The organism is Amaricoccus sp. (genome assembly GCF_047602525.1).
Lineage (GTDB): Bacteria > Pseudomonadota > Alphaproteobacteria > Rhodobacterales > Rhodobacteraceae > Amaricoccus.
In genome coordinates, this window is record NZ_JASGHB010000001.1 from 434,673 (window position 1) to 456,969 (window position 22,297).

The following is a 22,297-nucleotide window of genomic DNA, read 5'->3' on the forward strand; positions in this document are numbered from 1 at the left end:
GAAGGAAAGGGCGGCCGGTCAGGACACCGGGTCAGGACACCGGGCGTGCGCCCCTGCGGGTGATGCGGTCGGCGAGGCGGTCGGCGAGCGCCTCGATCGCGCGCGCCTCGCCGGCCATCAGGCCGGGAAAGCCCTCGCCCTGAGACGGGACGGTGATGGCGAAGCGGTCGGCGCCGGTGATGCGGCCGCTCTGCGGGTCGAGCAGCACGTACTGGCCGGCAAGCTCGACACCGCCGCCGGATGCGCCGACGAGGCGGTCGACCGCGACCTCGATGCGCAGGCCGGGGAACTCGTAGCCCGGCCAGGGGTCAGTGACGACGTGGGTGGCCAGGCGCGCCTCGAGCGCAGCGGCGAGGTGCCGCGTCACCGCGCGGGTCGGATCGTCGGCCCAGAGCGCGGACTTGTTCGAGCTCGATCGTCTCGGGGCCGACCAGCGCGGCGATTCCGACGTCGCTCGCATAGGCCGGCAGGCTGACGTCGGCGAGCGCGATGCCGCGGACCGGCGAGGGCACCTGCTTCGCCGCCGGCGCCTGCGGCAGCAGGTAGGCGGTTTCCGTGCCGCAGCCCGCGAGCGGCAGGCAGGCGCAGGCGATGAGGGCCGCGAGGACGGGGCGGGGGCGTGCGGCCATGGTCATCTCCCGAAGATGATGGAGTTGGGACGGCGCTGCAGCGTCGTCGCAAGCTGGTTGGCGGAGCGTGCGGCGTCGCGCAACTCCTGCAGGAGCTGGATCGTCTGCCGGTTGATCTCGGAGCCCGGCGTCACGGTGGCGAGCGCGGCGTCGGCGCGGTCGGCGACATCGGTGAAGCGGGCGACGAGCGCCGGCAGGCTGTCGGCGAGCCCGGCCGCCGCGCGGTCGGTGGAGGCGAGCGTCGCGTTGAGCTTGCCCACCGTGTCGCCGCGCTGCACCTCGTCGAGGATGGCGCGCAGGTCCTCGACGGCGGCGCCGAGCTTCGGCGGCAGGCTGGTGATGCCCTCGCTTCGGAGCAGGGCATCGACGGAGCCGAGCGTGCCGTCGAGCGAGGCGACGAGCTGATCGAGCGGCAGCGCCCGGGTCTGGTCGGCGACCGCCTGCAGCGAGGCGACGAGCGCGGGCAGGCCGGCCGTCGCGGTCGTCACGTTGTCGGACGCGGCCTTCGCCTGGTCGATGACCGTCTGCAGGCTGTCGGCGATGCGGGCCTGGGCGAGCTGGTCGGTCAGCTGGCGCGCGGAGGCGAGGGTGGCGTTGAGGTTGTCGACCGCGCCGCCACCCTGAAGCTCCGCGAGCAGGCCGCGCAGCTCGTCGAGCGAGGCGCCGAGCTGGGCGGGCATGGCCTGCACGCCATCGCTCGCCAGCAGGCTGTCGGCGGTGCCGAGCAGCGCGTCGGCGCGCTTCACCAGCTCGTCGAGCGGCAGGGCGCGGGCGTTCTCGCTCAGGCCCGCGAGCGAGTTCGACGAGCTTCGGCAGGCCGCTGGCCGCGGTGCCGACCGTGTTGACGGTCTGCTCCGCCTCGGCCAGCACCCGCGCGAGGCTGTCGGCGACCTTCGCGGCGGCGATCTGGTCGCTCACCTCGCGCAGCGAGGCGAGCGAGGCGTTGAGGTTCGTCACCGCGCCCCCGGCCTTGAGGTCGTCGACCACGCCGCGCAGGTCGGCGAGCGCGGCGGTGACGGAGGCCGGCAGGCCCGCCACGTCGTCGCTGCGCACGAAAGCGTCGAGCCCGTCGACGAGCTGCGTCGCCGAGCCGACGAGCTGGTCGAGCGGCAGGCTCGAGACCTTGCCGGACAGCGCGTCGACCTGTGCGAGGAGCGCGGGCACGCCGTCGGCGGCGGTGCCGATGCTGGCGACGGCGGTCTTGGTGGTGGCGAGCACGTCGCTCAGGTTCGCTATGAGCTGCGCCTGCGTCGCCTGGTCGACCACGGCCTTCACCGAGGCGAGGATCTCGGCGATCTGCTGCGGCGCCTGCTGTATGCCGCTCTGGTTCAGCGTGTCGTGCAGGTCGGCGATCAGCGCGCCGAGATTTTCCGGCGCCGAGCGGACCTTCGGGTCGGAGACGATGGCGTTGACGTTCGCGAGCAGCGCAACGACGTTCTGCACCACCTCCTCGATCGGCAGCGAGGCGATGCGGTCCATGAAGCCCGCGGCGGAATCGGTGACCGAGTCGGTCGTCGACGGGGCGCTCGGCAGCAGCGGATTGGGCTGGGCGTCGCGGTCGAAGGTGGCCGGCGGCGCCCCGGGCAGCTCGACGAGGCTGACGTAGAGCGTCTGGCTGAGCAGGCCCTGCGAGGCGAGCTGCGCACGCAGCCCCTCCTTCACCCGCGCCTCGATGTAGTCGAGCGCGACGGTTCGCGCCTCGCTGCCCTCCGGGGCCGGCGGCTGGCCGAAGCGTTCGGGAACGATGGTGATCGTCGCGCGCTGGCGCAGCACCAGCCTGCCGTCGACCACCTCGGACACGCCCTGCACCCCCGTCACCTCGCCGACGGGGATGCCTTGGAACTGCACCTGCGCACCGGGCGCGAGGCCGCGCACCGACTGGTCGAAGTCGACGTCGAGCACGAGGCTGTTGCCCGGCACGTCCTCGATCAGGTTCTGCCGTGCCGCAGTCTCGGAGTTGTAGAGCTGGAACATGTGGTCTTCGCCCACGCGGGTGAGATCGCTGCCGATGGTGTCGAAGGCGATGCCGCCCTGCACCAGCGAGATCAGGCTGTCGACGTTGAGCGCCGCCCCGCCGCTGCCGAGCTGGATCGAGAAGCCGCTGGCGTTCCAGAACCGTGTCGCCTCGGTCAGCCGGGCATCGTTCGGGGCGTTGACGAAGATGTCGAGCATCACGTCGCCGGCGTCGGTGAGCTGGATGTCCTCGATCTTGCCGACCTGAATGCGCTTGAAGAGCACCGGCGCGCCGACCGTCATCGAGCCGCCGTCCGGCGCGCGCAGCCGCACCCGCAGGCCCGGCGTGCCCTCGGGCGTCAGCGGCGGGCGGGCGAGGCCCTGGAAGCTGTAGCTCGCATCGTCCGGCTGGTTGTCCCAGGAGGCGCCGATGTAGGCACCGGAGACCACGGTATCGAGGCCCGAGACCCCCTGTGGCGTGATCGAGGCGCGCACGATCCAGAACTGCGCCTTGTCGTCGATGAAGTGCGCCACGTCCTTGTTGATGCGGGCGCGCACGATGACGCGGGTGAGGTCGGAACTGAGCTCGATCTTCTCGACGACACCCACCGTCACGTCGCGGAACCGCACCGGCGTCTGGCCTGCGACGAGGCCCGAGGCATCGTCGAAGACGATCTCGATCAGCGGCCCGCGCGAATCCCAGGTCTGCCAGGCGAGGCCGAGGGCGATGACGAGCGCGAGGAGCGGCATCAGCCACACCGCCGACAGGCGGCGCGAGCGGGCCTCGGCGAGGGGCGGCTCCACGGCGGGCGGGGGGGCGTCGTCGTGGTCAGCCATGCGGCGCGGGGTCCTGCTCGGCGCTGTCCCAGATCAGGCGGGGGTCGAGAGCCTGCGCGGAAAGCATGGTGAAGGCAACGGAGAGCGCGAAGAACAGCGCGGCGGGGCCGGGATTGATCGCGGCGATGAAGCCGATGTGGACCAGCGCGGTCAGGATCGCCACCACGAAGACGTCGACCATCGACCACCGCCCAATGAACTCCACGACCTCGTAGAGCACGATCCGGGTGTGGACGTCGAGGCGCGAACGGCGGTGGATCGACCAGACGAGATAGAGGATGACGAAGAATTTCGAGACCGGGATCAGCACGCTGGCGGCGAAGACGATCAGCGCGATTTCCCATTCGCCGTAGTGCAGCAGCTCGATGACGCCACCGACGATGGTGTTGGGCGTCGACCGGCCGAGCGTGGTGGTGATGAGCATCGGCAGCATGTTCGCCGGAATGTAGGCCATCAGCCCGGCGAGGAGCCATGCCAGCACGCGCTGCAGGCTGCGCGGAAAGCGCGCGTGCAGGGTCGAGCCGCAGCGAGGGCAGACCTCTGCCGGCAGCGGCGTCGCCTTGCCGCAGGTCCGGCAGCCGACGAAGCCCGCGGCCCGGGCCGTCAGGGGCCGGGCCGTCTGACCCCGGGCGGCCGGGGACTGCGCGGCCTGCGGGGCGGCGGTCAACGGGTGCGCCAGCGGTCGAGCGTCTGCCATATGGACCATTCGTCGAGGCTGACGGCCTCGATCACCACGAGAAGGACGAGCGCGGTCATCGCCCAGAACGCCGGGCCGAGACTGACCGAGGCGAGGCCGGCGATCTTCACCAGCGCGACGATGACGCCGATGATGAAGACCTCGGCCATCGCCCAGGGCCGCAGGTGCGCGGCGAGACGGAAGGCGCGGGCGGCGCCCTCGGCCGGCGGACGGCCGAGCCGGAGCGGCAGCAGGGTGTAGGCAAGCGCCATCGCCCGGATCATCGGCAGCACGATGATGAGCAGCGTCGTCGCGATCGAGAGCGGCGCGACCAGCGTGTCGGCGAAGGCGAGGGCCGCGTCGATGAGCGATGCCTTGCGGGTCACGCCGGCGATGGAGAAGCTCGAGGAACGGGAAGAACAGCGCGGCGACGAGCAGGATCAGGCTGGCGAAGGCGGCGGCCAGCGTGCGGTCCATCGCGCCGGCGCGGTTGGTCATCAGCACTGTGCGGCAGCGCGCGCAGCGCAGCCGGCCGCCTTCCGGCACCGGCACCTCGGCATAGAGCGCGTCGCAGGTCGGGCAGGCGAGCAACGCCTGCCCCGGAGAGACGAGGGGCATGGAGGAGATCAGCCCGGGCTCATGCCGCGCAGCTTCTCCGAGCGGCGGCGCAGCAGCTCGAGGGTGGTGAGCAGCGCCACGGAGATCGCCACGAGGATGGTGGCGACGGCGAGGATGGTCGGCGAGATCTGCTCGCGCAGGCCGATGAACATCTGCCACGGCAGGGTCTTCTGCGAGGCCGAGCCGACGAAGAGCACGACCACCACCTCGTCGAACGAGGTGATGAAGGCGAAGAGCGCGCCGGAGATGACGCCCGGCAGGATCAGCGGCATCTGCACCTTGAAGAAGGTGCGCACCGGCCCGGCGCCCATGTTGGCCGCGGCGCGCACCAGGCTCCTGTCGAAGCCGACCAGCGTCGCGGTCACGGTGATGATGACGAACGGGATGCCGAGCACGGCATGGGCGAGGACGACGCCCCAGTAGGTGCCTTGCAGGCCGAGGCGGGAGTAAAAGAAGTACATGCCCGCCGCCGAGATGATGAGCGGCACGATCATCGGCGAGATCAGGATCGCCATGATCGTGCCGCGAAACGGCACGTGGCTCTGGCTGAGGCCGACGGCGGCGACGGTGCCGAGCACGACCGCGACCAGCGTCGCGACCGGAGCGATGCGCACCGAGTTCCAGAGCGCGTTCTGCCAGTCGGGATTGGTGAAGAAGTCCTGGTAGTGCCGCAGCGAGTAGGCCCCGGGCTCGAAGCGCAGCATCTCGGGCGTGAACGTGAAGAAGTTCGTCGAGTTGAAGCTGAGCGGGATCACCACCAGGATCGGCATGATCAGGAAGAAGATGATCGCGACGCAGATGGTGCGGAACGTCCAGAACCAGACCCGCTGGCCGGTGGAGGCATAGGGGGGAAGTGCCATGTCCTGATTACCCCAGCTTCACGTTGTCGATGCCGACGATGCGGTCGTAGGTCCAGTAGAGCGCCAGCACCACCACGAGGAGCAGCGTCGCGAGCGCGGCGGCGAGGCCCCAGTTGAGCGACGTGGAGATGTGGTAGGCGATCCGGTTGGAGATGAAGACGCCCGACGTGCCGCCGACCAGCTCGGGGGTGATATAGTAGCCGATGGCGAGGATGAAGCAGAGGATCGCGCCGGCGCCGACGCCCGGGATCGACTGCGGGAAGTAGACCCGCCAGAATGCCGTCCAGTCGTTCGCGCCGAGCGACTTGGCCGCGCGCATGTAGCTGGGCGGGATGCCCTTCATCACCGAGAACAGCGGCAGGATCATGAACGGCAGCAGGATGTGCGTCATGGCGATGGTCGTGCCGGTCGCGTTGTTGATCATCACCAGCCGGTTCGCGTCGTCGACGACCCCGAGCCAGACCAGGATGTCGTTGATGACGCCCTGCTGCTGCAGCAGCACCTTCCACGCGGCGGTGCGCACGAGGAGCGACGTCCAGAACGGCAGCAGCACGAGGATGAGCAGCAGGTTCGAGCTGCGCAGCGGCAGGCTCGCCAGCAGGAAGGCGATCGGATAGCCCATGAGCAGGCAGATGAAGGTGATCCCGAGGCTCATCGCCATCGTGCGCAGGAACAGCCTGACGTAGATGCGATCCTGCGGCGCCTTCATCTCGATGCCGTTGACGGTGCGCTGCATGTCGAGGGCGTTGAGCAGGTAGCCGGAGGTGTAGTTGCCGGAAAAGATCTGCAGCGTCTGCCAGACGACCGGGTCGCCCCATTTCTTGTCCGCGGCGAGGAACTGGTCCTTGAACGGCTGGCCCGGGTCCATCTTCTTCACGTCGCGGGTGACGCCCCGCATCAGCGAGGAGAAGCCGGAATACTCGTAGTTCAGCCGCTGGCCGAGCCGGGTGTTGGTCTTCTGCTCGACCGCAATGGTCAGGTCGTCGTGCAGCGCCGCGAAGGCCGGCTCGCCGGGCAGCGCGTCGGTCTTCGGGTCCCAGTCCTGCAGCGCCGCCACGGTCTTGGGCAGCGTCTGCGGCACGATCTCGTTCTGGACCGAGCGGAACAGCATGTCCCCGATCGGCAGGATGAACGTCAGCAGCACGAAGGCGAGGAGTGGCGCGATCAGCAGCAGCGCGCGGAGCTTCTGCGCCCGGAGCGCGCGGTTCAGGCTGGTCTTCAGCGGCGTGCCGTCGGCGGCAAGCATCTGGCCGGCCTTGGGCGGTCTGCCCGCAGTGGCATCGGTCATTTGGCTAGCCCCCCTCCGGCTGGCGCATGTCGGGCAGAGGGGCGGGGCCTCCGGGCCCCGCCCGATTTCGATGTCCAGGCTACTTCGTCAGCCAGGCCTGGAACTTCGCCTCGACCTCGTCCTGGTTGTCGGCCCACCACTCGATGTTGTTGATGAGGTAGTTCTTCATGTTGGCCGGGTTGGTCGGCATGTGCGGCGCCATGTCGATGCCGAGATCGGCGTGCTTGCCGACCAGCGGCTGCGACGAGGCGCGGGCCGGGCCGTAGGAGATGTACTTCGCCTGATCCGCGAGCCGCTGGGTGTCAGTGGCGAACTTGAGGAAGTTCAGCACGCGGGCCTTACGGTCCTCGGGCAGGTTGTTCGGCACGATCCAGCCGTCGAAGTCGAAGACCTCGTAGTCCCAGAGCATGGCGACCGGCTGGTGCTGCTCCTCGATCACCGAGAACAGGCGGCCGTTGTAGGTCGAGCCCATCACGACTTCCTTGTCGGCGAGCAGCTGCGGCGTCTCGGCGCCGGCCGACCACCAGACCACCTGGTCCTTGATGGTGCCGAGCTTCTTCAGCGCGCGGTCGATGCCCTCGGGGGTCGAGAGCACGTCATAGAGGTCTTCCTTCTTCACGCCGTCGCAGATCAGCGCCCACTCGAGGTTCTTCTTGGGCCGCTTCTCCAGCGCGCGCTTGCCCGGGAACTTCTCCAAGTCGAACACGTCGCAGATGCTGGTCGGGGTCGCGCCCTTCCACTCGGCCACGTCCGTGCGGTAACCGAAGGTGGTCGAGAACCAGAATCTGCGGGATGAAGCACTCGTTGATGAGGCTGTCGCCGAAGTCCTTCGACGGCGGCGAGCCATCCGCGCCGGTGGCGAGGTCCTTGTCGAAGTCGATCGGCATCGCCAGGCCCTCGTCGCAGAGCCGCTGGCTGTCCGGGCCCTCGACGTCGACGAGATCCCAGGTGACGTTGCCGGCCTCGAACTGGGCGCGGAGCTTGGCCACCGCCTCGTTCGAGCTCTCGTCCCAGGTGAAGGTGGTCCCGGTCAGCTTGGAGTAGGGTTCGGAATAGGCCTTCTGCTGCGATGTCTGGTAGGCGCCGCCCCAGGAGACGACGGTCAGCGATTTGGCGCACCCGTCACACGGGGCGATGTCGTCGTCGGCCATCGCCACCCCGAAGGGCAGGGCGATGAGCGCGGCGGCACCGAGAAGGTAACGTAAACTCATATACAAGCTCTCCCTGAGCATCTGCCCGATTCGTCGTGTCCGGCCGGCCCCCGGGCAGGAGCCGGACGGTATCCGTCAGGCGGCGTCGAGCGCCCGGCAGTCGGCGGCGTGCCAGCCGATCACCACCTTCTCGCCGGCGTTGAGGCGGCGCTGGTCGACGGCGTTGCGGCACTTCATGATGAAGTTGTCGTTCCCCGCCACGCGCAGGCGGGTGCGGAACGTGTCGCCCATGTAGATGAATTCGAGAACCTCGGCCTCGAGCTTGTGGGTGTCCGCCGGCATCCGGTCGCTGCGGAACTCCACCCGCTCGGGGCGGATCGAGACGAGGGTCCGGTCGCCGGGGCTGGAGACGTTGACCGGCAGCGCGTCGATCACCGAGCCGTCGGCGAGGCGCACGGTGCAGCGGTCGCCCGAGATGCTCTCGACCGATCCCGCGAGCGTGTTGTTCTCGCCGATGAACTGCGCCACGAAGCTGTTGGTCGGCCGCTCGTAGAGGTCTTCGGGCGGCGCCAGCTGCTGGATCCGCCCGTCGTTGAACACGGCGACGCGGTCCGACATCGTCAGCGCCTCGGACTGGTCGTGCGTCACGTAGACGACGGTCACGCCCAGCCGCTCGTGCAGGTGCTTGATCTCGAACTGCATGTGCTCGCGCAGCTGCTTGTCGAGGGCGCCGAGCGGCTCGTCCATCAGCACCAGCTCGGGCTCGAAGACGAGGGCGCGGGCAAGCGCGATGCGCTGCTGCTGGCCGCCGGACATCTGCGCCGGTCGGCGGCCGGCAAAGGCACCCATCTGCACCATGTCGAGCGCGCGCTTCACCTTGGCCTCGATCTCGGACTTCGAGAGCTTGCGCACCTCGAGCGGGAAGGCGAGGTTCTCGCCGACCGTCATGTGCGGGAAGAGCGCGTAGTTCTGGAACACCATGCCGATGCCGCGCTTGTGCGGCGGCACCGAGTTGATCGGACGGCCACCCAGCAGGATTTCACCGTGGGTCGCGGTCTCGAATCCCGCCAGCATCATCAGGCAGGTGGTCTTGCCCGAGCCGGAGGGGCCGAGCATCGTCAGGAACTCGCCCTTGCCGATGTTGAGATTGAGGTCTTTCACGACGAGCGTTTCGCCGTCGTAGCTTTTCTGGACATGCTCGAATGCCACGAAGGCGCCGTCTCCGCGCTCGCTCGCCATCCACGCTCCCCTGTTGCCCCCGCGGATTCCGGCCCGCCCTGTTCGGAAGCTAACCATAACCCCTGAAGCGAGGCAAACCATAGCCTCGGGAGCGACGCATCGTCGACGTAAACCGACCGAGTGCCGTTCTGCTGCGCTCCGCTGCAGTATTGCTCATAAAACGAGCAATCATCGCGTCGCTGATATGTGGGCCGTGGCGGGTTCCTTGACAGCGGCCTCGCAGCTTGCGTTTTGACGATCGCTCGAATTTAGTCGGTGCGGCGGCGCACGGGCGGGGAGGCTGCGATAGCTACTTTCAACGAGATGTATGACGGCAAGGATGTGCGCCCCGCGTATCGCCAGCTGGTCGACTGGGTCGAGAGCACTTCGCCCGAGACGCTCGCGCAGAAGAAGCAGGAGGCCGAGGCGCTGTTCCGGCGCATCGGCATCACCTTCGCGGTCTACGGCGAGGGCGCCGACACCGAGCGGCTGATCCCCTTCGACATGATGCCCCGCATCTTCACCGAGGCGGAATGGCGCAAGCTGGAGCGTGGGGTGAAGCAGCGCGCGCGCGCGCTCAACGCCTTCCTGTACGACGTCTACCACCGCGCCGAGATCGTCCGCGCCGGCGTCGTTCCGGCGGACCTCGTGTTCCGCAACGAGGCGTACGAGCCGGCGGTGGTCGGCATCGAGCCGCCGGGCCGGGTCTACAGCCACATCGTCGGCATCGACCTGGTGCGCACCGGGCCGGAAGACTTCTTCGTGCTCGAGGACAACTGCCGCACCCCCTCGGGCGTCTCCTACATGCTGGAGAACCGCGAGATCATGATGCGGATGTTTCCGGAGCTGTTCCGGTCCAGCCGCATCCTGCCGGTCGACGACTATCCGCAACGGCTGCGCCGCACGCTGGCGAGCGTGGCGCCGCCGAAGTGCGACGGCGAGCCGGTGTCGGTCATCCTCTCGCCCGGTTCGTTCAACAGCGCCTATTACGAGCACTCGTTCCTCGCCGACCAGATGGGCATCGAGATCGTCGAGGGCCAGGACCTGTTCGTGCAGGGCGATTTCGTCTACATGCGCACCACCGAAGGGCCGCGCCGGGTCGACGTGATCTATCGCCGGATCGACGACAGCTTCCTCGATCCGCTGTGCTTCCGCCCGGATTCCATGCTGGGCGTGCCGGGCCTGATGAATGTCTACCGCTCGGGCGGCGTCACCATCTGCTCGGCACCGGGCGCGGGCGTGGCCGACGACAAGGCGATCTACATCTACGTGCCGGAGATGATCCGCTTCTACCTCGGCGAGACGCCGATCCTGAAGAACGTCCAGACCTGGAAGTGCGGCGATCCGTCGGATCGCAAGTACGTGCTGGAAAACCTCAAGGATCTGGTGGTGAAGGAGGTCCACGGCTCGGGCGGCTACGGCATGCTGGTGGGGCCGAAGTCGACCAAGGAGCAGATCGCGGCCTATGCCGAGCGCATCAAGGCCGATCCGGGGGACTTCATCGCCCAGCCGACGCTGGCGCTCTCGACCTGCCCGACCTTTGAGGACGGCGAGGGACTGGCGCCGCGCCACGTCGACCTGCGGCCGTTCTGCCTGGTCGGCAAGGAGGTCCACCTCTGCCACGGCGGGCTGACCCGCGTGGCGCTGAAGGAAGGCTCGCTGGTGGTGAACTCGAGCCAGGGCGGGGGCGTCAAGGACACCTGGGTCCTGGCGGACTGAGGACAGGGACATGCTCAGCCGCACCGCAGAAAACCTCTACTGGCTCGCCCGCTACATGGAGCGCGCCGACACCATGGCCCGCCTGCTCGAGGTGGGCTATCGCATGGCGCTGATGCCCTCGGCCGGCGAGGGCTACCGCAACGAATGGGCCTCGCTCGTCGCCGCGGCGGGCTCGTCCGAGGGCTTCGAGGCGAAGTTCGGCGAGGACTTCCGCCAGCGCGACGTCGAGACGTGGCTGTTCTTCGACCGCGAGAACCCGTCCTCCGTCGTCTCCTGCATCGAGACCGCGCGGCAGAACGGCCGGGCGGTCAGGACGGCGCTCACCTCCGAGATGTGGGATGCGCTCAACGGCGCGTATCTCGAGCTGAAGGAGATCGAGCGCCGGCCGCGGTCGGAGGCCCTGCTGCCGCAGCTCTGCGACTGGACCAAGCGCCAGGGCGCCCTGCTGCGCGGGGCGAGCGAGGGCACCCACCTGCAGAACGACGGCTTCGACTTTCTCAACCTCGGCTACTACCTCGAGCGGGGCGACAACACCGCGCGGCTGCTCGACGTGAAGTATTACGTGCTGCTGCCCACCACCTCGATGGTCGGCGGCGCGGTCGATACCTACCAGTGGTCGACGCTGCTCCGCGCGCTGTCGGCCTACCGCGCCTTCCACTGGTCGTATCGGGGCGAGTACACGCCGCGCAAGATCGCCCACTTCCTGATCCTGAACGGCGCCTTCCCGCGGTCGCTGCTGCACTGCCAGGAGCAGATCTCGACCCACCTCGGCCGGCTCGCCTCCGCCTACGGCAGCCGCACCATCGCCCACGACCGCCTGCACGTGATGCTGGGCGAGCTTGCCGAGGCGCAGGTCGAGGACGTGATCGAGGAGGGGCTGCACGAGTTCCTCTCGCGCTTCATCCACCAGAACGCCGCGCTCGGCCAGGACGTGGCGGACGGCTACCTCTTCGGGATCCAGTGATGCGCCTCTCCGTCCGCCACAGCACGCTCTACCAGTTCGAGGCGCCGATGCGCTTCGTCACGCAGAGCCACCGCCTGACGCCGGCTCCGAACGCCAGCCAGAAGGTGCTCGACTGGACCGTCTCCGCCGAGGGCGCGACCTTCGGCGCGAGCTTCACCGACGGCGCCGGCGACCGGATCACCACGATGACCCTGCAGGGGCCGGTCGAGCGCATTACCGTCGTCGTCGAGGGCACGGTCGAGACCGGGCGCGGCGACGGCATCCTGCGCGGCCACCGCGAGATCGTCTCGCCGCTCGTCTACCTCGAGGGCACCCAGGCGACGCAGCCGACCCGGGCGATCCTCGGCCTGCGCGACCTCGCGCTCCGCGGCGCCGGGGGCCCGCTCGACCGCGCGCACCGCCTCGCGGCCGCGGTGGGCGACGCCATCGCCTACACCCCCGGCGCGACCTCGGCGCAGACCACGGCCGCGGAGGCGCTGGATCTCGGCAAGGGCGTCTGCCAGGACCACGCCCACGCGCTGATCGCGGTGGCGATCGCCGCCGACCTGCCGGCGCGCTACGTCACCGGCTACCTCTTCACCGACGACGGCGCCGAGGCGTCGCACGCCTGGGCCGAGCTGCACGTGGCCGACCTCGGCTGGATCGGCTTCGACCCGGCCAACCGCTGCTGCCCGGACGAGCGCTACATCCGCCTCGGCTCCGGCCGCGACGCCCGCGAGGCCGCCCCGATCCGCGGTATCTCGCGGGGCGGCGGCGCCGAGGCGCTCGACGTGACGGTGGTGGTGGCGCAGCAGTAGCGGCCGGGGAAAGTCAACGCTGGAGGCAGGGCGGGGATTTCACGGGTGAAATCAACCAATCGGCGTTGCAATGACTGGTGAGACCGGAACGCGTTGGCCCTCTGCTGCACGACGGCACAACCCCGACGTCCGCCAAGGGGCGCCAGCGACCAAGCGCGCTCGCGCGCGCGGCATTGGCGCGACAAGCGAACGCACTGCGTTCGCCGCGCCAACGGCGGGGAGCGCGGGGACCGCGCGGAGGCCGTCAGGGGTGAAGATTTCTGCGGAAGCGCGCCAATCCGGCCGCGGCTGTCCCGGCTGGCGCGGCAACGCGCCTGCCCCCCGCAGGGGCAGTCGCGGACGGATTTGTCGACGGACAAATCCGTCTGGCGTCAGCGTGGCGAGCGGCGGGTGGCTGGCGGTTTTCTTCCGTGTCGCGCACCGTCTGAGCGGCAGGTGATGGCCTGCTCGCCGGCTCTTGTCGGAGGACATGCAGGACCGCGTGGCGCTGGCGGTGCGCAATCCGTTCGGGTGAGGTCAAAGCGGAGGCTATAGGAGGGTGGGCTGGATGCCCACCCTAGCTGCCATCGATCCCTAGTGTGGTAGGAAGTTCACATGCGGATGATTTCCAAGTTTATTTCCCGAAACAATTTCTCTTATCGTGTTTCTTTTCCAGCAAATTCCCAGAGCGGCCTCATTCTCCCGCCCTTCGATCCTCCCACTATATGCCCCAACAAAATGGTACCTTCTAGAGGAAGTGGATTCGTTGTTATTTGCTACAAATACCGGAGACCCAGACATTCCTCCGCGCGTTAAGGAGTCTATGAAAAAAGCTGGAAGGTTTATTCCGCCGATCTCTCCAAAATCTATATGAGGTTGTGTTCCGATTGATATGTCGAAGTTAGGTTCGGAGGCTACGTACCCGGATTTCCATATGGGTAGCCAGTGACCGGCCGATAGACCATGGGGAAACCCAACAATGAATGCAGGTGAGCCGGCAAGAAGATTCTCGATGGGGGAAGAGCCATTCGCGTACGCGATGCGATGGCTAGCTGCCGAAGGAACCTCGAATGGAATGGCAACAACGTCGCACTTTGAATTGAGCTTACAGTGCTCAAGCCAAAGTGGCGCATCTCGCTCTTTGTTGTAAATGTCACATCTCACTCCAAAGGGGCCATGCAGAGATTTGCCTGAATTGTAGATCTCTTCTATATCGCATCTTCTATCTTCATGGCCGGGTGTTATATCTATTAGAAAATCTAAAACTTCCTTTGGAAAATCATGCTGGAGTATTACCTGTAAATAAATGGGAATACGCCGAGATTCGTTTAAATATTCCTTAGAAAGGAAATGCCTTCCCGAAACAACGTGCCAATTCGTAATTAAATACGTCATGCTTCGATTGGGATTGTATCCATAAATTGAATGCATGGGTATTTTTGAGCTGGGGTTAGTGATTTCCTCGACGCCGAGAGAGTATAGGAATCCAGTGGCCGTGGAGATCACTCCTTCGTCGTCGCAGCAAAATATCTTAGCCGCCGAGACAGAAGGAGGTGCTACATCTACCGTAGGAATGCGGGTGCTCACCTCCACACCCCCTCAAACTCCCGCCACTCCCCCGCACTCATCCCCACATCCTCCCGCGACACCGTCTCGCCCTTCAGCATCCGGCGGAGCGCCTCCATGCCCTTGCCGGAGAACGTCACCGCGTTGAGGCGGTAGTCCTCGAAGGCGTCCCAGGCCGCCGGCACCCAGTCCTTCACCACCTCGCACAGCGCCTCGGCGTAGGCGCGGATTTCGTACTGGGCGTGGGGGTCGGCGCGCAGGCGCAGGAAGTGCAGGAGGTTGTGGAGGTCCACCTTCCAGTACCATTGCGTGTAGATGTTTGCCGGCAGGTTCATCCGGGCGAGTTCGCGGGCGAGGCCCTGCTGGGGGGTTCCGTCAGGCTGGGCCTGCGACAGCATCGCCTCGTAGTGGTCGTAGGCGCGCATCGAGTCGTCGCGGAGATAGCCGAGCACGCGGGCGGCTTCGTCGCCGGTCAGGGTCTCGCCGCGGCCCTGGTTGTTCACCGTCGACTGCGCGGCGAGGTGCTCGGGGGCGGGGATGTAGAACTCGCGGTCGAGGATCGAGTAGCGGGCGGAGTACTCGTTCACGTTGGCGGTGCGGTGGCGGATCCACTGGCGGGCGACGAAGACCGGCAGCTTCACGTGCAGCTTCAGCTCGCACATCTCGAACGGCGTCGAGTGCCAGTGGCGCATCAGGTAGCGGATGAGGCCGGCGTCGTCGCGCGCCGTCTTCGTCCCGGCGCCATAGCTGACGCGGGCGGCCTGCACGATGGCGGCATCGTCGCCCATGTAGTCGACGATGCGGATGAAGCCATGGTCGAGCACGGGGATCGGCGCGCCCAGGCGGGCCTCCATCGCGGGCACGGTGGCGCGGCGGGTCTCCGCCAGCGGCGGCAGCGTCACGGGCTTCTGTTCCTCGATGGTCGGCATTTGGTTAACCTCGGTGTCGGCGTTCACCCGGGAATCGGCCACCCGGGAATCGGCTGGAAACCATATCTAGCATAAGAGGCATCGGAGGATACAACATGAAGACGCGCTATCTGCATACCATGGTGCGGGTGAAGGACCTCGATGCCTCGATGCGGTTCTACGGGCTGCTGGGGTTGAAGGAGACGCGGCGGGTCGAGAACGACAAGGGCCGCTTCACGCTGGTGTTCATGGCGCCGGAGGGTCAGTCGGAGACGCCGGTGGAACTGACCTTCAACTGGGACGGCGACGAGGGGCTGCCCTCCGACAGCCGGCATTTCGGCCATCTCGCCTATGAGGTCGACGACATCTATGCGATGTGCGAGGCGCTGCAGGCCGCGGGCGTGACGATCAACCGGCCGCCGCGCGACGGGCACATGGCGTTCGTGCGCAGCCCCGACAACGTGTCGGTGGAACTGCTGCAGGCCGGCGGCAGCCTGCCGCCGCGGGAGCCCTGGGCCAGCATGCCCAGCACCGGAACCTGGTGAGGCGCGGGCGCGCTCCGGCGCTGCTGGCCGCCGCGGCCATTGCGTCGGCGGCGGCCGGCGATGCGCGGGCCGGCGACTGCCGGCTGGCGCTGGCGCTCGCCCTCGACGTCTCGTCGTCGGTCGATGCCCGCGAGTACCGCCTGCAGACCGAGGGGCTGGCGGCCGCGCTGCTGGCGCCGGAGGTCGCGGAGGCGTTTCTCGCCGACCCGGCGCAGCCGGTGCGCCTGCTCGTCTACGAGTGGAGCGGCTGGCATCAGCAGGTGGTGCGGCAGGACTGGGTGACGATCGCAGGGCTCGCCGACCTGACGGCGGTCGCGTCCGGGCTCGCGGCCCAGGGCCGCAGCTTCGAGCAGTACCCGACGGCGCTCGGCATGGGGCTGCTCTTCGGCGCGCAGCAGCTGGCGCAGCAACCGGCGTGCGCCGAGCGCAAGCTCGACGTGGCGGGCGACGGCACGAACAACGACGGTGCGGCGCCGGACGTGGTGCGCCGCGAGGCGCCCGAGGTGTTCCAGCCGATCACCATCAACGGCCTCGTCATCGGCTCGGACGTCCGCGTGCTCGGGCGGTACTATCAGGAGTACGTGGTGCAGGGGCCGGGCGCCTTCGTGGAAGTGGCGACCGACTACGCCGACTTCGAGCGGGCGATGCGGCGCAAGCTGCTGCGCGAACTCGGGGTGATGCAGATGAGCGAAGCGGGCCCGCCGACAGCGGTCAGGCCGGCGGTCAGGTAGCGGCGCCGGGCTCGAGGATCGCGTAGATCTTCGTGACGCTGCCGAGGCATTCCCAGCTGCCGCGAAACCCCGGGGCGATGACGAACGCCTCGCCGGGACCGAACTCGGCGCTGCCCTCGTCAGATGCCAGCCGCACGCGGCCCTCGAGGATGACGCACAGCTCGGTCTCGGCGTAGTCGACGGCGCGGACGCCGGGCTCGGCATGCCAGATCCCGGTATGGAAGCGGCCGGACGGATCGGAGAAGGCGTTCCACGCCAGCGAGATGCCGGAGCCGGAGAGCACGCGTTCCGGGGCTGCGTCGGCAGGCTCGGGCGCGCCGTCGCGGGTCAGTCGATGGACATGGGGCAGGGGCATGGTCACGGGTCTCCTCGCCCGCCGAAGGGTAGCGGGCGAGGCCGGTGGGCGCCAGCCGTCAGAATGCGGCCGTCAGAATGCGGCGGTGAGACTCACGGCCACGGTCCGCGGATCGCCATAGTAGCAATTGTAGGCGTTGCAGTTCACCGTATAGGTCTTGTCCGCGAGGTTGCGGCCGACGACCGATATTCGGTAGCCCTCCCAGCTGTAGGCGAGCATCGCGTCGTAGAGCGTGACGCTCGGTGTCGTCACGCCGGACCCGGCGTCGAGGGTCGAGCCGACGTAGCGGATGCCCGCCCCGGCCTCGAGGCCGTCGAGCGCGCCGGCGAAGGTGTACTGCAGCCAGGCCGAGGCGGCGTCGTCGGGCACGCCGGCCAGCGTGGCGCCGTCGGCCCCTTCGGTGTTGAGGTGGGTATACGCGAGATCGAACGTCAGCCCCTGCCACGTGCCCTGCGCCCCGAGCTCGACGCCGCGCGACGTCGCCTCGCCGGTCTGGACCGAGAAGTTCGGGTTCAGTGGGTCGGATTCGAGCAGGTTCGACTTGGTGATCTCGAAGGCCGCGGCGGTGAAGAGCGTGCTCGTCCCCGGCGGCTGGTACTTGACGCCGGCCTCGTACTGCGTGCCGCGCGTCGGCTCGAAGGCGTTGCCCTGCGCGTTCGTGCCATAGGCTTCCTGGAACAGCGACTCCGAATAGCTGACATAGGGCGCGAGGCCGTTGTCGAAGGCGTAGAGCACGCCCGCGCTGAAGGACGGCTTGTGATCCTTCAGCACCTGGCTGTCGGCGGATTCCCAGGCTTCCGCCGTGGTCTCGAGCCAGTCGTAGCGCAGGCCGAGGTCGACGTGCAGGCGCCCGGCAAAGACCATCTGGTCCTGCGCGTAGAGCGAGCGCTGTGTGAAGTCGACGGTCGGACGGTCGATGAACGGCCCGAGGGTGATGCTGCCGGCGCCGTCGTACACCGGATTGAACGGGTCGAGCGTGTCGGTGATGAAGGCGTCGTATGAGTCCCAGTCGTGGCTGGCGCTGGTGAAGGCGGCGCCGAACAGCACGGAGTGGCTGGCGCCGGCGAGATCGAAGTCGGCGGTGCCGTGCAGGTCGCCGATCAGCGACCGGGAGTCGTTGTAGGCGCGTTCGCCCGAGCGGTTGATCGTGCCGTCGGTGTTGTAGCGCCCGGTCTCGAAGTTGTCGTAGGCCCACCACAGCTCGGCATAGTCGAGCTTGCTCTCGGTGTAGCGCAGCGAGCCGGCCATGCCGAAGATTTCGTCGAACCTGTGCTCGCCGAACAGCGACACGGATTTCCGCTGGCCATTGAAATGGTTGAACTCCGGCTCGCCGACGAAGACGTCGCCGGGCAGGAAGTCGCCGTTGCCGAAATCTTCCGCGGAGTAAAGCGTGCCGTAGGGCGACAGGAACTGGATGTAGGGGCTGGTGTCGTTCTTCTGGTAGGTGGCGAGCAGCGTCAGGCTGGTGTCCCCGGTCGGCGCCCACGTCACCGAAGGCGCGAACGCCTGCGCGTCGTCGTTCGAGAAGTTCACATAGCCGTCGGCGGTGCGCCCCATGCCGACCAGCCGGTAGAGCAGCTTTCCGTCCGCGCTCGCGCCGTTGTAGTCGATGCCCGCCTGGAACAGGTTCTGCGTGCCGAAGGTCAGCTCGACGATGTTCGGCGCGCTCGGGTCGGGCAGCTTCGAGGTCTCGTTGACGATGCCGCCGACCGGGCCGTTGCCGAACTGCAGCGCCGACGGGCCCTTCAGCACCTCGATCGAGCTGAGCAGGAAGGGCTCGGGGCGGACGTTGTTGTAGTAGCCGAAGAACGACTGCATCCCGTCGAGGTAGACCCGCGGATCAAAGCCGCGGATCTGCACCCAGTCGCCGCGGTTGTCGTTGCCGCCGTTCGCCGTGACGCCCGGCGTGTACTGCAGCGCGTCGGCGACAGAGCGCACGTCGCGGTCCTGCATCTGCTGCTGGGTGACGACGCTGACCGAGCGCGGCGTCTCGGCGATCGGCGCGTCGGACTTCAGCACGCCGGCCGCGGTCCCGGCAAAGGTCTGGCCGTAGAACCCTGTTGCGGCAGTGCCCTCGACGGTGAGCGTGGGCAGGGCCAGCGCCGCGCCCGCTGCCTCGCCAGCGGTGTCAGCCGCCGCGTCCTGAGCGCGCGCCCCACCGGCCATGCCTGCCACCAGCGCGCACAGGGCCGCCGTCCACCAGTTTCGTCCCATGATCCCCGTCCCCCGGCTGTGGATGCTGGCTGGACGCGGGTGGGCGGCTGGCTCGCGATATCGTGAAATCCCTTTCCGTCTAGAAACGTCATCGGACGAGGTCAAGCCACCGTCGCCCGACAGCCGTTGACCGTCCGCGAACGAGCCCCTTTTCGCCGACGGCGGGACGCTCTATATGAGGGGCGTCCGGGCAACCGGACTATGGTGATAAACGCGCGCAGAATAAGCGGATCGGACCCGGGGGCGGTACCCGGCGGCTCCACCAGACTCCTCGTTGGGGACCATGGGGCCGAAACAGGATCGACGGACGTCTAAAGGCGTTAGCTTTTACTCGGCAGGATGCCACCGTTATCGGCTCAAATCGCATAGTTGCCAACGACAACCATGCTCCGGTGGCGCTCGCCGCGTAATGCGGTGATCTAAACCGATCTCAAGCCCTGGGCCTTAGCCGGTTCAGGCGGGGTTCGCAGGCACCTGGCAACAGAAGCCTGCACTTCATTCCCCATTTCCTGCCCCGTGAGTGCGCGTCAACGGCGACTGCGCGTCGCAGGTCTCGGCGTGGCGTCGTCCCGGAGCCGTCGCTTGCGGTGACGGCCGACGGGGCATGCAGTCGTGAGCGCAGCGCAAGGTCGCCTTGCGAAGGAGCCCGCGGATACCACAGCCCAAGATGAGGCCTCCCATGCGCCTCCTGCTTGCCACCGCGCTGCTGCTCGGCAGCCTGCCCGCCGTTGCCGCCGAGCGGTGCGACGTTCCCAAGACCGAGGACGGCTGCTACGAGGTCTACGGCAAGGACGCCGACGGCAAGCGGGTCGAGTTCTTCTTCACCTCCGCGGGCTCGCCCGCGGCAGCGCGCCCCGCGATCTCGGCCACAATCCGGCCGGCGGTGCGATGATCGTGGCGCTGCTCGCCACCATTGCCGCCACGGCCGTCACGGGCTGGCTGCAGACGAGACGGATGCCTTCTGGGGCTCGAGCGTGCTCGACGCCGTGCACGAGGCGCTTGCCCAGCTGATCCTCGCGCTTGTCGCCGGTCATCTCGCCGGCGTCGTGTTCGAGAGCTGGCGTCACCGGGAGAACCTGATCGGCGCGATGATAACCGGACGCAAGCACCGCACTGGGGCGTGAGGCGACCCGGACGGGCGAGCGCGCCTCCGCCGCTTCGCCCTTCAAGTCGGCCGGTCGGCCGCGCTACAGGTGGGGCGCAAAGCCGGCGGAGGCAGGATGAACATCAGGCGGCACGGACGGTTCTATCTTGCGCTGGCGCTGGGCGCGGCCGCGTTCCTTCTCGCCGCGGGAGTGGCGCGCTGGGAAGCGCGCTTCCTGGTGGCGGGCAACGTGTTCTTCCTCTGCTACATCGTGCTCTCCTTCGCTTTCGTGGTGCGGGCGAGCGACGCGCACCTGAAGCGATCGGCGGCCTCGGCGGACGAGGGGCTGCCGATCATTCTTGCGGTTGCCGGCGCTGCCGTGCTCGCGAGCCTCGGCGCGGTTGCGTTCCTGCTCAACGCGACGGACGCCGCCCGCGGCGAGACCGCACTCGCCATCGCGGCGATTCCGCTCGGCTGGATGACGGTGCACACCATCGTCGCGTTTCACTATGCCAACATGTACTACGCGCCGCGCGGCGCCGGCTACGCGCGCGGGCTGGAGTTTCCCGGCAGCGAGGCGGACGGTCCGGATCAAGCCGACGGGGGCTTCGAGCCCGGCCCCTGGGATTTTCTCTACTTCTCGTTCGTGATCGGAATGACCGCGCAGGTGTCGGACGTGGCGGTCAGCTCGGCCCGGATCCGCCGCTCCGTGCTCGCGCATGGCGTGCTGTCGTTCTTCTACTACACCGGCATCGTCGCGCTGGCGGTGAACGCGGCTGGTGGCTGAGAGCCGGCGCCCGAGGCGTGAGCCGGAACCTGTGCCCACGCTCGACCCAGTGTCCGGGACGGTGCCTGCGCGGGCCCCCTTTTCACCGCCGCCAAATCGTCTAAGGTCGATGCCCGGAAGGGTTCGGGTGACGATGGCGAAGAGCATCAATTACGGCAAGCTGATGCACAAGGCGCTGCGCCAGCTGATGGCGGACGTGCTTTCCCAAGTTGCTCGCGAAGGGCTGCCCGGGGCGCATCATTTCTTCATCAAGTTCGACACCACGCATCCTGGCGTCGACATGAATCCCTCGCTGCGGGCGCGTTATCCCAAGGAAATGACGATCGTCCTGCAGGAGTGGTTTCAGGATCTGGCGGTGATGAAGGACCGCTTCTCGGTGACCCTGAGCTTCGGCAACGTGCCCGAGGCGCTCGTGGTGCCGTTCGAGGCGATCAAGACCTTCGTCGACCCGAGCGTGGAATTCGGCCTCCGCTTCGACGCGCACGAGGAGGAGGGGGAGGAGGCCGAGGACGAGTCGGACAAGGCCGCCGCGCCGGATGCGCCCGAGGCCAAGCCGGACGAGTCGAAGGGCGGCGACGACGGCCAGGTGGTCAGCCTCGACAAGTGGCGCAAGCACTGACACCCGCATCGGCGCGGTGAGCGCGCGAAGCCCTTCGGCTCGCAACTCCCAAGCCTTTCGCCTTCCTCTTGCTGAAAATACTCGCGGGGGTGAACTGGCCAAAGGCCAGGAGGGGGCGGCAAGCCCCCTTGCACCGGCGCCGCCACGACCGCACGCCCTCCCGAAGCGATGACCCCGGTCGGCGCGAGCCGGGCTCAAGCCTCTCTGTGAGATCGTCCAAGATGGGCAGTCAGCCCGTCTCGATGCTTGAGTGACCTGTCCGTCCCGATGCCGCGGACCATCGGGCATTGCGCCCCCGCTTGACTCGGGGAGAAGAATATGAGAACATTAACCGAACAAAACGGAACATAAGGAGGACATAAGATGCGCGACGCTGCCCGACGTATTCTCCATGCCGATCCGGAGACCCTGCTGCGCGATGGCCTTGGCCTTGCCGCGCTGTGCCTCACGATTCTCGCGGGGCTGTTCCTGCCGCCCCTTGTCTGACGGGTCACACTGCGGCGCCTCTGCCACACTTGCAGACTGGTTTCCCGCACAGTTCGGGATTGTGTTTGAGTTCACGTTTTCTGTGACGCTCTATCCCTCCAGACGGCGGGTTCGTCCAACCAAGCGACCGCCTGACTGACTGCCTGCCTGCGGTGCGACCATGCGGATGCTGCCTGTCCGCCTGATCCGGGATTCGCACTGCCACTTCCGCCACGGCCTCGCGCCGTGGCGGATTTTTTGTGTCTACACAAGACGTTGCCTTGCGCGGGCGGTCGCGGCTGCCAGCGAGGACGCGTGCGGCGCCGCCGTTTGA

General features: G+C 67.7%; 21 protein-coding genes, 1 other RNA gene and 1 pseudogene. 11 read left to right on the forward strand and 12 right to left on the reverse strand.

Annotation, left to right across the window (positions count from 1 at the left end; translation table 11 throughout):
- Window positions 1-31 precede the first annotated feature (31 nt).
- The 8 genes and pseudogenes from QM699_RS02540 to QM699_RS02575 form a co-directional block, all read right to left on the reverse strand.
- Window positions 32-367 carry a membrane integrity-associated transporter subunit PqiC gene (locus tag QM699_RS02540; protein ID WP_415009664.1) on the reverse strand — a complete coding sequence of 112 codons (336 nt, stop codon included), beginning with the start codon at window positions 365-367 and terminating at the stop codon, window positions 32-34.
- A complete protein-coding gene (locus QM699_RS02545) occupies window positions 309-3,419 on the reverse strand; it encodes an MlaD family protein (protein ID WP_415009665.1) in 3,111 nt (1,036 codons plus the stop codon). The genes QM699_RS02540 and QM699_RS02545 overlap by 59 nt, the downstream gene beginning before the upstream one ends.
- Window positions 3,412-4,116 carry a paraquat-inducible protein A gene (locus QM699_RS02550; RefSeq protein ID WP_415009666.1) on the reverse strand — a complete coding sequence of 235 codons (705 nt, stop codon included), beginning with the start codon at window positions 4,114-4,116 and terminating at the stop codon, window positions 3,412-3,414. Before QM699_RS02550 ends, QM699_RS02545 begins: the two co-directional genes overlap by 8 nt.
- Window positions 4,083-4,481, reverse strand: a complete 399-nt coding sequence (locus tag QM699_RS02555) for a paraquat-inducible protein A (protein WP_415009667.1) — start codon at window positions 4,479-4,481, stop codon at window positions 4,083-4,085. Before QM699_RS02555 ends, QM699_RS02550 begins: the two co-directional genes overlap by 34 nt.
- Before the next feature lie 240 nt (window positions 4,482-4,721).
- A complete protein-coding gene (locus QM699_RS02560) occupies window positions 4,722-5,573 on the reverse strand; it encodes an ABC transporter permease (protein WP_415009668.1) in 852 nt (283 codons plus the stop codon).
- A gap of 7 nt (window positions 5,574-5,580) precedes the next feature.
- Entirely contained in the window at window positions 5,581-6,861 is a 1,281-nt protein-coding gene (locus QM699_RS02565) for an ABC transporter permease (RefSeq protein WP_415009669.1), read from the reverse strand.
- A 79-nt stretch (window positions 6,862-6,940) separates the two neighbouring features.
- Window positions 6,941-8,072: pseudogene (locus tag QM699_RS02570) on the reverse strand (extracellular solute-binding protein).
- Between the two features lie 75 nt (window positions 8,073-8,147).
- A complete protein-coding gene (locus QM699_RS02575; protein ID WP_415009670.1) occupies window positions 8,148-9,251 on the reverse strand; it encodes an ABC transporter ATP-binding protein in 1,104 nt (367 codons plus the stop codon).
- A 303-nt stretch (window positions 9,252-9,554) separates the two neighbouring features.
- On the opposite strand from QM699_RS02575, the gene QM699_RS02580 reads away from it, so the two are divergent.
- From QM699_RS02580 to QM699_RS02590, 3 genes are read left to right on the forward strand one after another with little or no spacing between them, the layout of a single operon-like run.
- Entirely contained in the window at window positions 9,555-10,949 is a 1,395-nt protein-coding gene (locus tag QM699_RS02580; protein ID WP_415012678.1) for a circularly permuted type 2 ATP-grasp protein, read from the forward strand.
- Window positions 10,950-10,959: 10 nt separating this feature from the next.
- Window positions 10,960-11,913, forward strand: a complete 954-nt coding sequence (locus tag QM699_RS02585) for an alpha-E domain-containing protein (protein ID WP_415009671.1) — start codon at window positions 10,960-10,962, stop codon at window positions 11,911-11,913.
- Window positions 11,913-12,710: a transglutaminase family protein gene (locus tag QM699_RS02590; protein WP_415009672.1), complete on the forward strand. Its 798-nt coding sequence runs from the start codon at window positions 11,913-11,915 to the stop codon at window positions 12,708-12,710. Before QM699_RS02585 ends, QM699_RS02590 begins: the two co-directional genes overlap by 1 nt.
- A 573-nt stretch (window positions 12,711-13,283) precedes the next feature.
- Here the strand turns inward: QM699_RS02590 and QM699_RS02595 are convergent.
- Together QM699_RS02595 and thyX are read right to left on the reverse strand one after the other, a co-directional pair.
- The gene (locus QM699_RS02595) at window positions 13,284-14,276 is read right to left on the reverse strand and encodes a hypothetical protein (RefSeq protein WP_415009673.1); all 993 of its coding nucleotides are present in this window, start codon (window positions 14,274-14,276) and stop codon (window positions 13,284-13,286) included.
- A complete protein-coding gene (gene thyX, locus QM699_RS02600; RefSeq protein WP_415009674.1) occupies window positions 14,273-15,184 on the reverse strand; it encodes an FAD-dependent thymidylate synthase in 912 nt (303 codons plus the stop codon). Before thyX ends, QM699_RS02595 begins: the two co-directional genes overlap by 4 nt.
- A 95-nt stretch (window positions 15,185-15,279) precedes the next feature.
- Here thyX and QM699_RS02605 point away from each other — a divergent pair, with 95 nt between their 5' ends.
- Window positions 15,280-15,708, forward strand: coding sequence for a VOC family protein (locus tag QM699_RS02605; protein WP_415009675.1), 429 nt, complete (start codon window positions 15,280-15,282; stop codon window positions 15,706-15,708).
- Entirely contained in the window at window positions 15,705-16,439 is a 735-nt protein-coding gene (locus QM699_RS02610; RefSeq protein ID WP_415009676.1) for a DUF1194 domain-containing protein, read from the forward strand. Before QM699_RS02605 ends, QM699_RS02610 begins: the two co-directional genes overlap by 4 nt.
- On the opposite strand, the gene QM699_RS02615 is transcribed toward QM699_RS02610, so the two are convergent.
- Both QM699_RS02615 and QM699_RS02620 read right to left on the reverse strand, forming a co-directional pair.
- Entirely contained in the window at window positions 16,432-16,794 is a 363-nt protein-coding gene (locus tag QM699_RS02615) for a cupin domain-containing protein (RefSeq protein WP_415009677.1), read from the reverse strand. The two genes, QM699_RS02610 and QM699_RS02615, sit on opposite strands and share 8 nt — an antisense overlap.
- 72 nt (window positions 16,795-16,866) lie before the next feature.
- The gene (locus tag QM699_RS02620; RefSeq protein WP_415009678.1) at window positions 16,867-19,008 is read right to left on the reverse strand and encodes a TonB-dependent siderophore receptor; all 2,142 of its coding nucleotides are present in this window, start codon (window positions 19,006-19,008) and stop codon (window positions 16,867-16,869) included.
- A 145-nt stretch (window positions 19,009-19,153) separates the two neighbouring features.
- On the opposite strand from QM699_RS02620, the gene ssrA reads away from it, so the two are divergent.
- The 6 genes from ssrA to QM699_RS02650 all read left to right on the forward strand — a co-directional run bounded on the left by ssrA (window position 19,154) and on the right by QM699_RS02650 (window position 21,984).
- Window positions 19,154-19,503, forward strand: a transfer-messenger RNA (tmRNA) gene (gene ssrA, locus QM699_RS02625).
- 184 nt (window positions 19,504-19,687) lie between these two features.
- Window positions 19,688-19,900, forward strand: a complete 213-nt coding sequence (locus QM699_RS02630) for a PepSY domain-containing protein (RefSeq protein ID WP_415012823.1) — start codon at window positions 19,688-19,690, stop codon at window positions 19,898-19,900.
- Window positions 19,901-19,943: 43 nt separating this feature from the next.
- Complete coding sequence (locus tag QM699_RS02635; protein WP_415012679.1) at window positions 19,944-20,132, forward strand: cytochrome b/b6 domain-containing protein; 189 nt, start codon at window positions 19,944-19,946, stop codon at window positions 20,130-20,132.
- A 96-nt stretch (window positions 20,133-20,228) separates the two neighbouring features.
- Window positions 20,229-20,879 carry a DUF1345 domain-containing protein gene (locus tag QM699_RS02640; protein ID WP_415009679.1) on the forward strand — a complete coding sequence of 217 codons (651 nt, stop codon included), beginning with the start codon at window positions 20,229-20,231 and terminating at the stop codon, window positions 20,877-20,879.
- 133 nt (window positions 20,880-21,012) lie between these two features.
- Entirely contained in the window at window positions 21,013-21,498 is a 486-nt protein-coding gene (locus tag QM699_RS02645; protein ID WP_415009680.1) for an SspB family protein, read from the forward strand.
- A gap of 363 nt (window positions 21,499-21,861) precedes the next feature.
- Window positions 21,862-21,984: a hypothetical protein gene (locus QM699_RS02650; protein WP_415009681.1), complete on the forward strand. Its 123-nt coding sequence runs from the start codon at window positions 21,862-21,864 to the stop codon at window positions 21,982-21,984.
- The last annotated feature ends 313 nt before the right edge of the window (window positions 21,985-22,297 follow it).

Bases quoted from the DNA above. Each gene is read 5' to 3' on its own strand.
- QM699_RS02585 (WP_415009671.1), top strand. From the start codon at position 10,960: ATGCTCAGCCGCACCGCAGAAAACCTCTACTGGCTCGCCCGCTACATG.
- QM699_RS02580 (WP_415012678.1), top strand. From the start codon at position 9,555: ATGTATGACGGCAAGGATGTGCGCCCCGCGTATCGCCAGCTGGTCGAC.
- QM699_RS02615 (WP_415009677.1), bottom strand. From the start codon at position 16,794: ATGCCCCTGCCCCATGTCCATCGACTGACCCGCGACGGCGCGCCCGAG.
- QM699_RS02565 (WP_415009669.1), bottom strand. From the start codon at position 6,861: ATGACCGATGCCACTGCGGGCAGACCGCCCAAGGCCGGCCAGATGCTT.
- QM699_RS02545 (WP_415009665.1), bottom strand. From the start codon at position 3,419: ATGGCTGACCACGACGACGCCCCCCCGCCCGCCGTGGAGCCGCCCCTC.
- thyX (WP_415009674.1), bottom strand. From the start codon at position 15,184: ATGCCGACCATCGAGGAACAGAAGCCCGTGACGCTGCCGCCGCTGGCG.
- QM699_RS02560 (WP_415009668.1), bottom strand. From the start codon at position 5,573: ATGGCACTTCCCCCCTATGCCTCCACCGGCCAGCGGGTCTGGTTCTGG.
- QM699_RS02605 (WP_415009675.1), top strand. From the start codon at position 15,280: ATGAAGACGCGCTATCTGCATACCATGGTGCGGGTGAAGGACCTCGAT.
- QM699_RS02650 (WP_415009681.1), top strand. From the start codon at position 21,862: ATGCGCGACGCTGCCCGACGTATTCTCCATGCCGATCCGGAGACCCTG.
- QM699_RS02575 (WP_415009670.1), bottom strand. From the start codon at position 9,251: ATGGCGAGCGAGCGCGGAGACGGCGCCTTCGTGGCATTCGAGCATGTC.
- QM699_RS02550 (WP_415009666.1), bottom strand. From the start codon at position 4,116: ATGGCAGACGCTCGACCGCTGGCGCACCCGTTGACCGCCGCCCCGCAG.
- QM699_RS02620 (WP_415009678.1), bottom strand. From the start codon at position 19,008: ATGGGACGAAACTGGTGGACGGCGGCCCTGTGCGCGCTGGTGGCAGGC.
- QM699_RS02630 (WP_415012823.1), top strand. From the start codon at position 19,688: ATGCGCCTCCTGCTTGCCACCGCGCTGCTGCTCGGCAGCCTGCCCGCC.
- QM699_RS02590 (WP_415009672.1), top strand. From the start codon at position 11,913: ATGCGCCTCTCCGTCCGCCACAGCACGCTCTACCAGTTCGAGGCGCCG.
- QM699_RS02645 (WP_415009680.1), top strand. From the start codon at position 21,013: ATGGCGAAGAGCATCAATTACGGCAAGCTGATGCACAAGGCGCTGCGC.
- QM699_RS02640 (WP_415009679.1), top strand. From the start codon at position 20,229: ATGAACATCAGGCGGCACGGACGGTTCTATCTTGCGCTGGCGCTGGGC.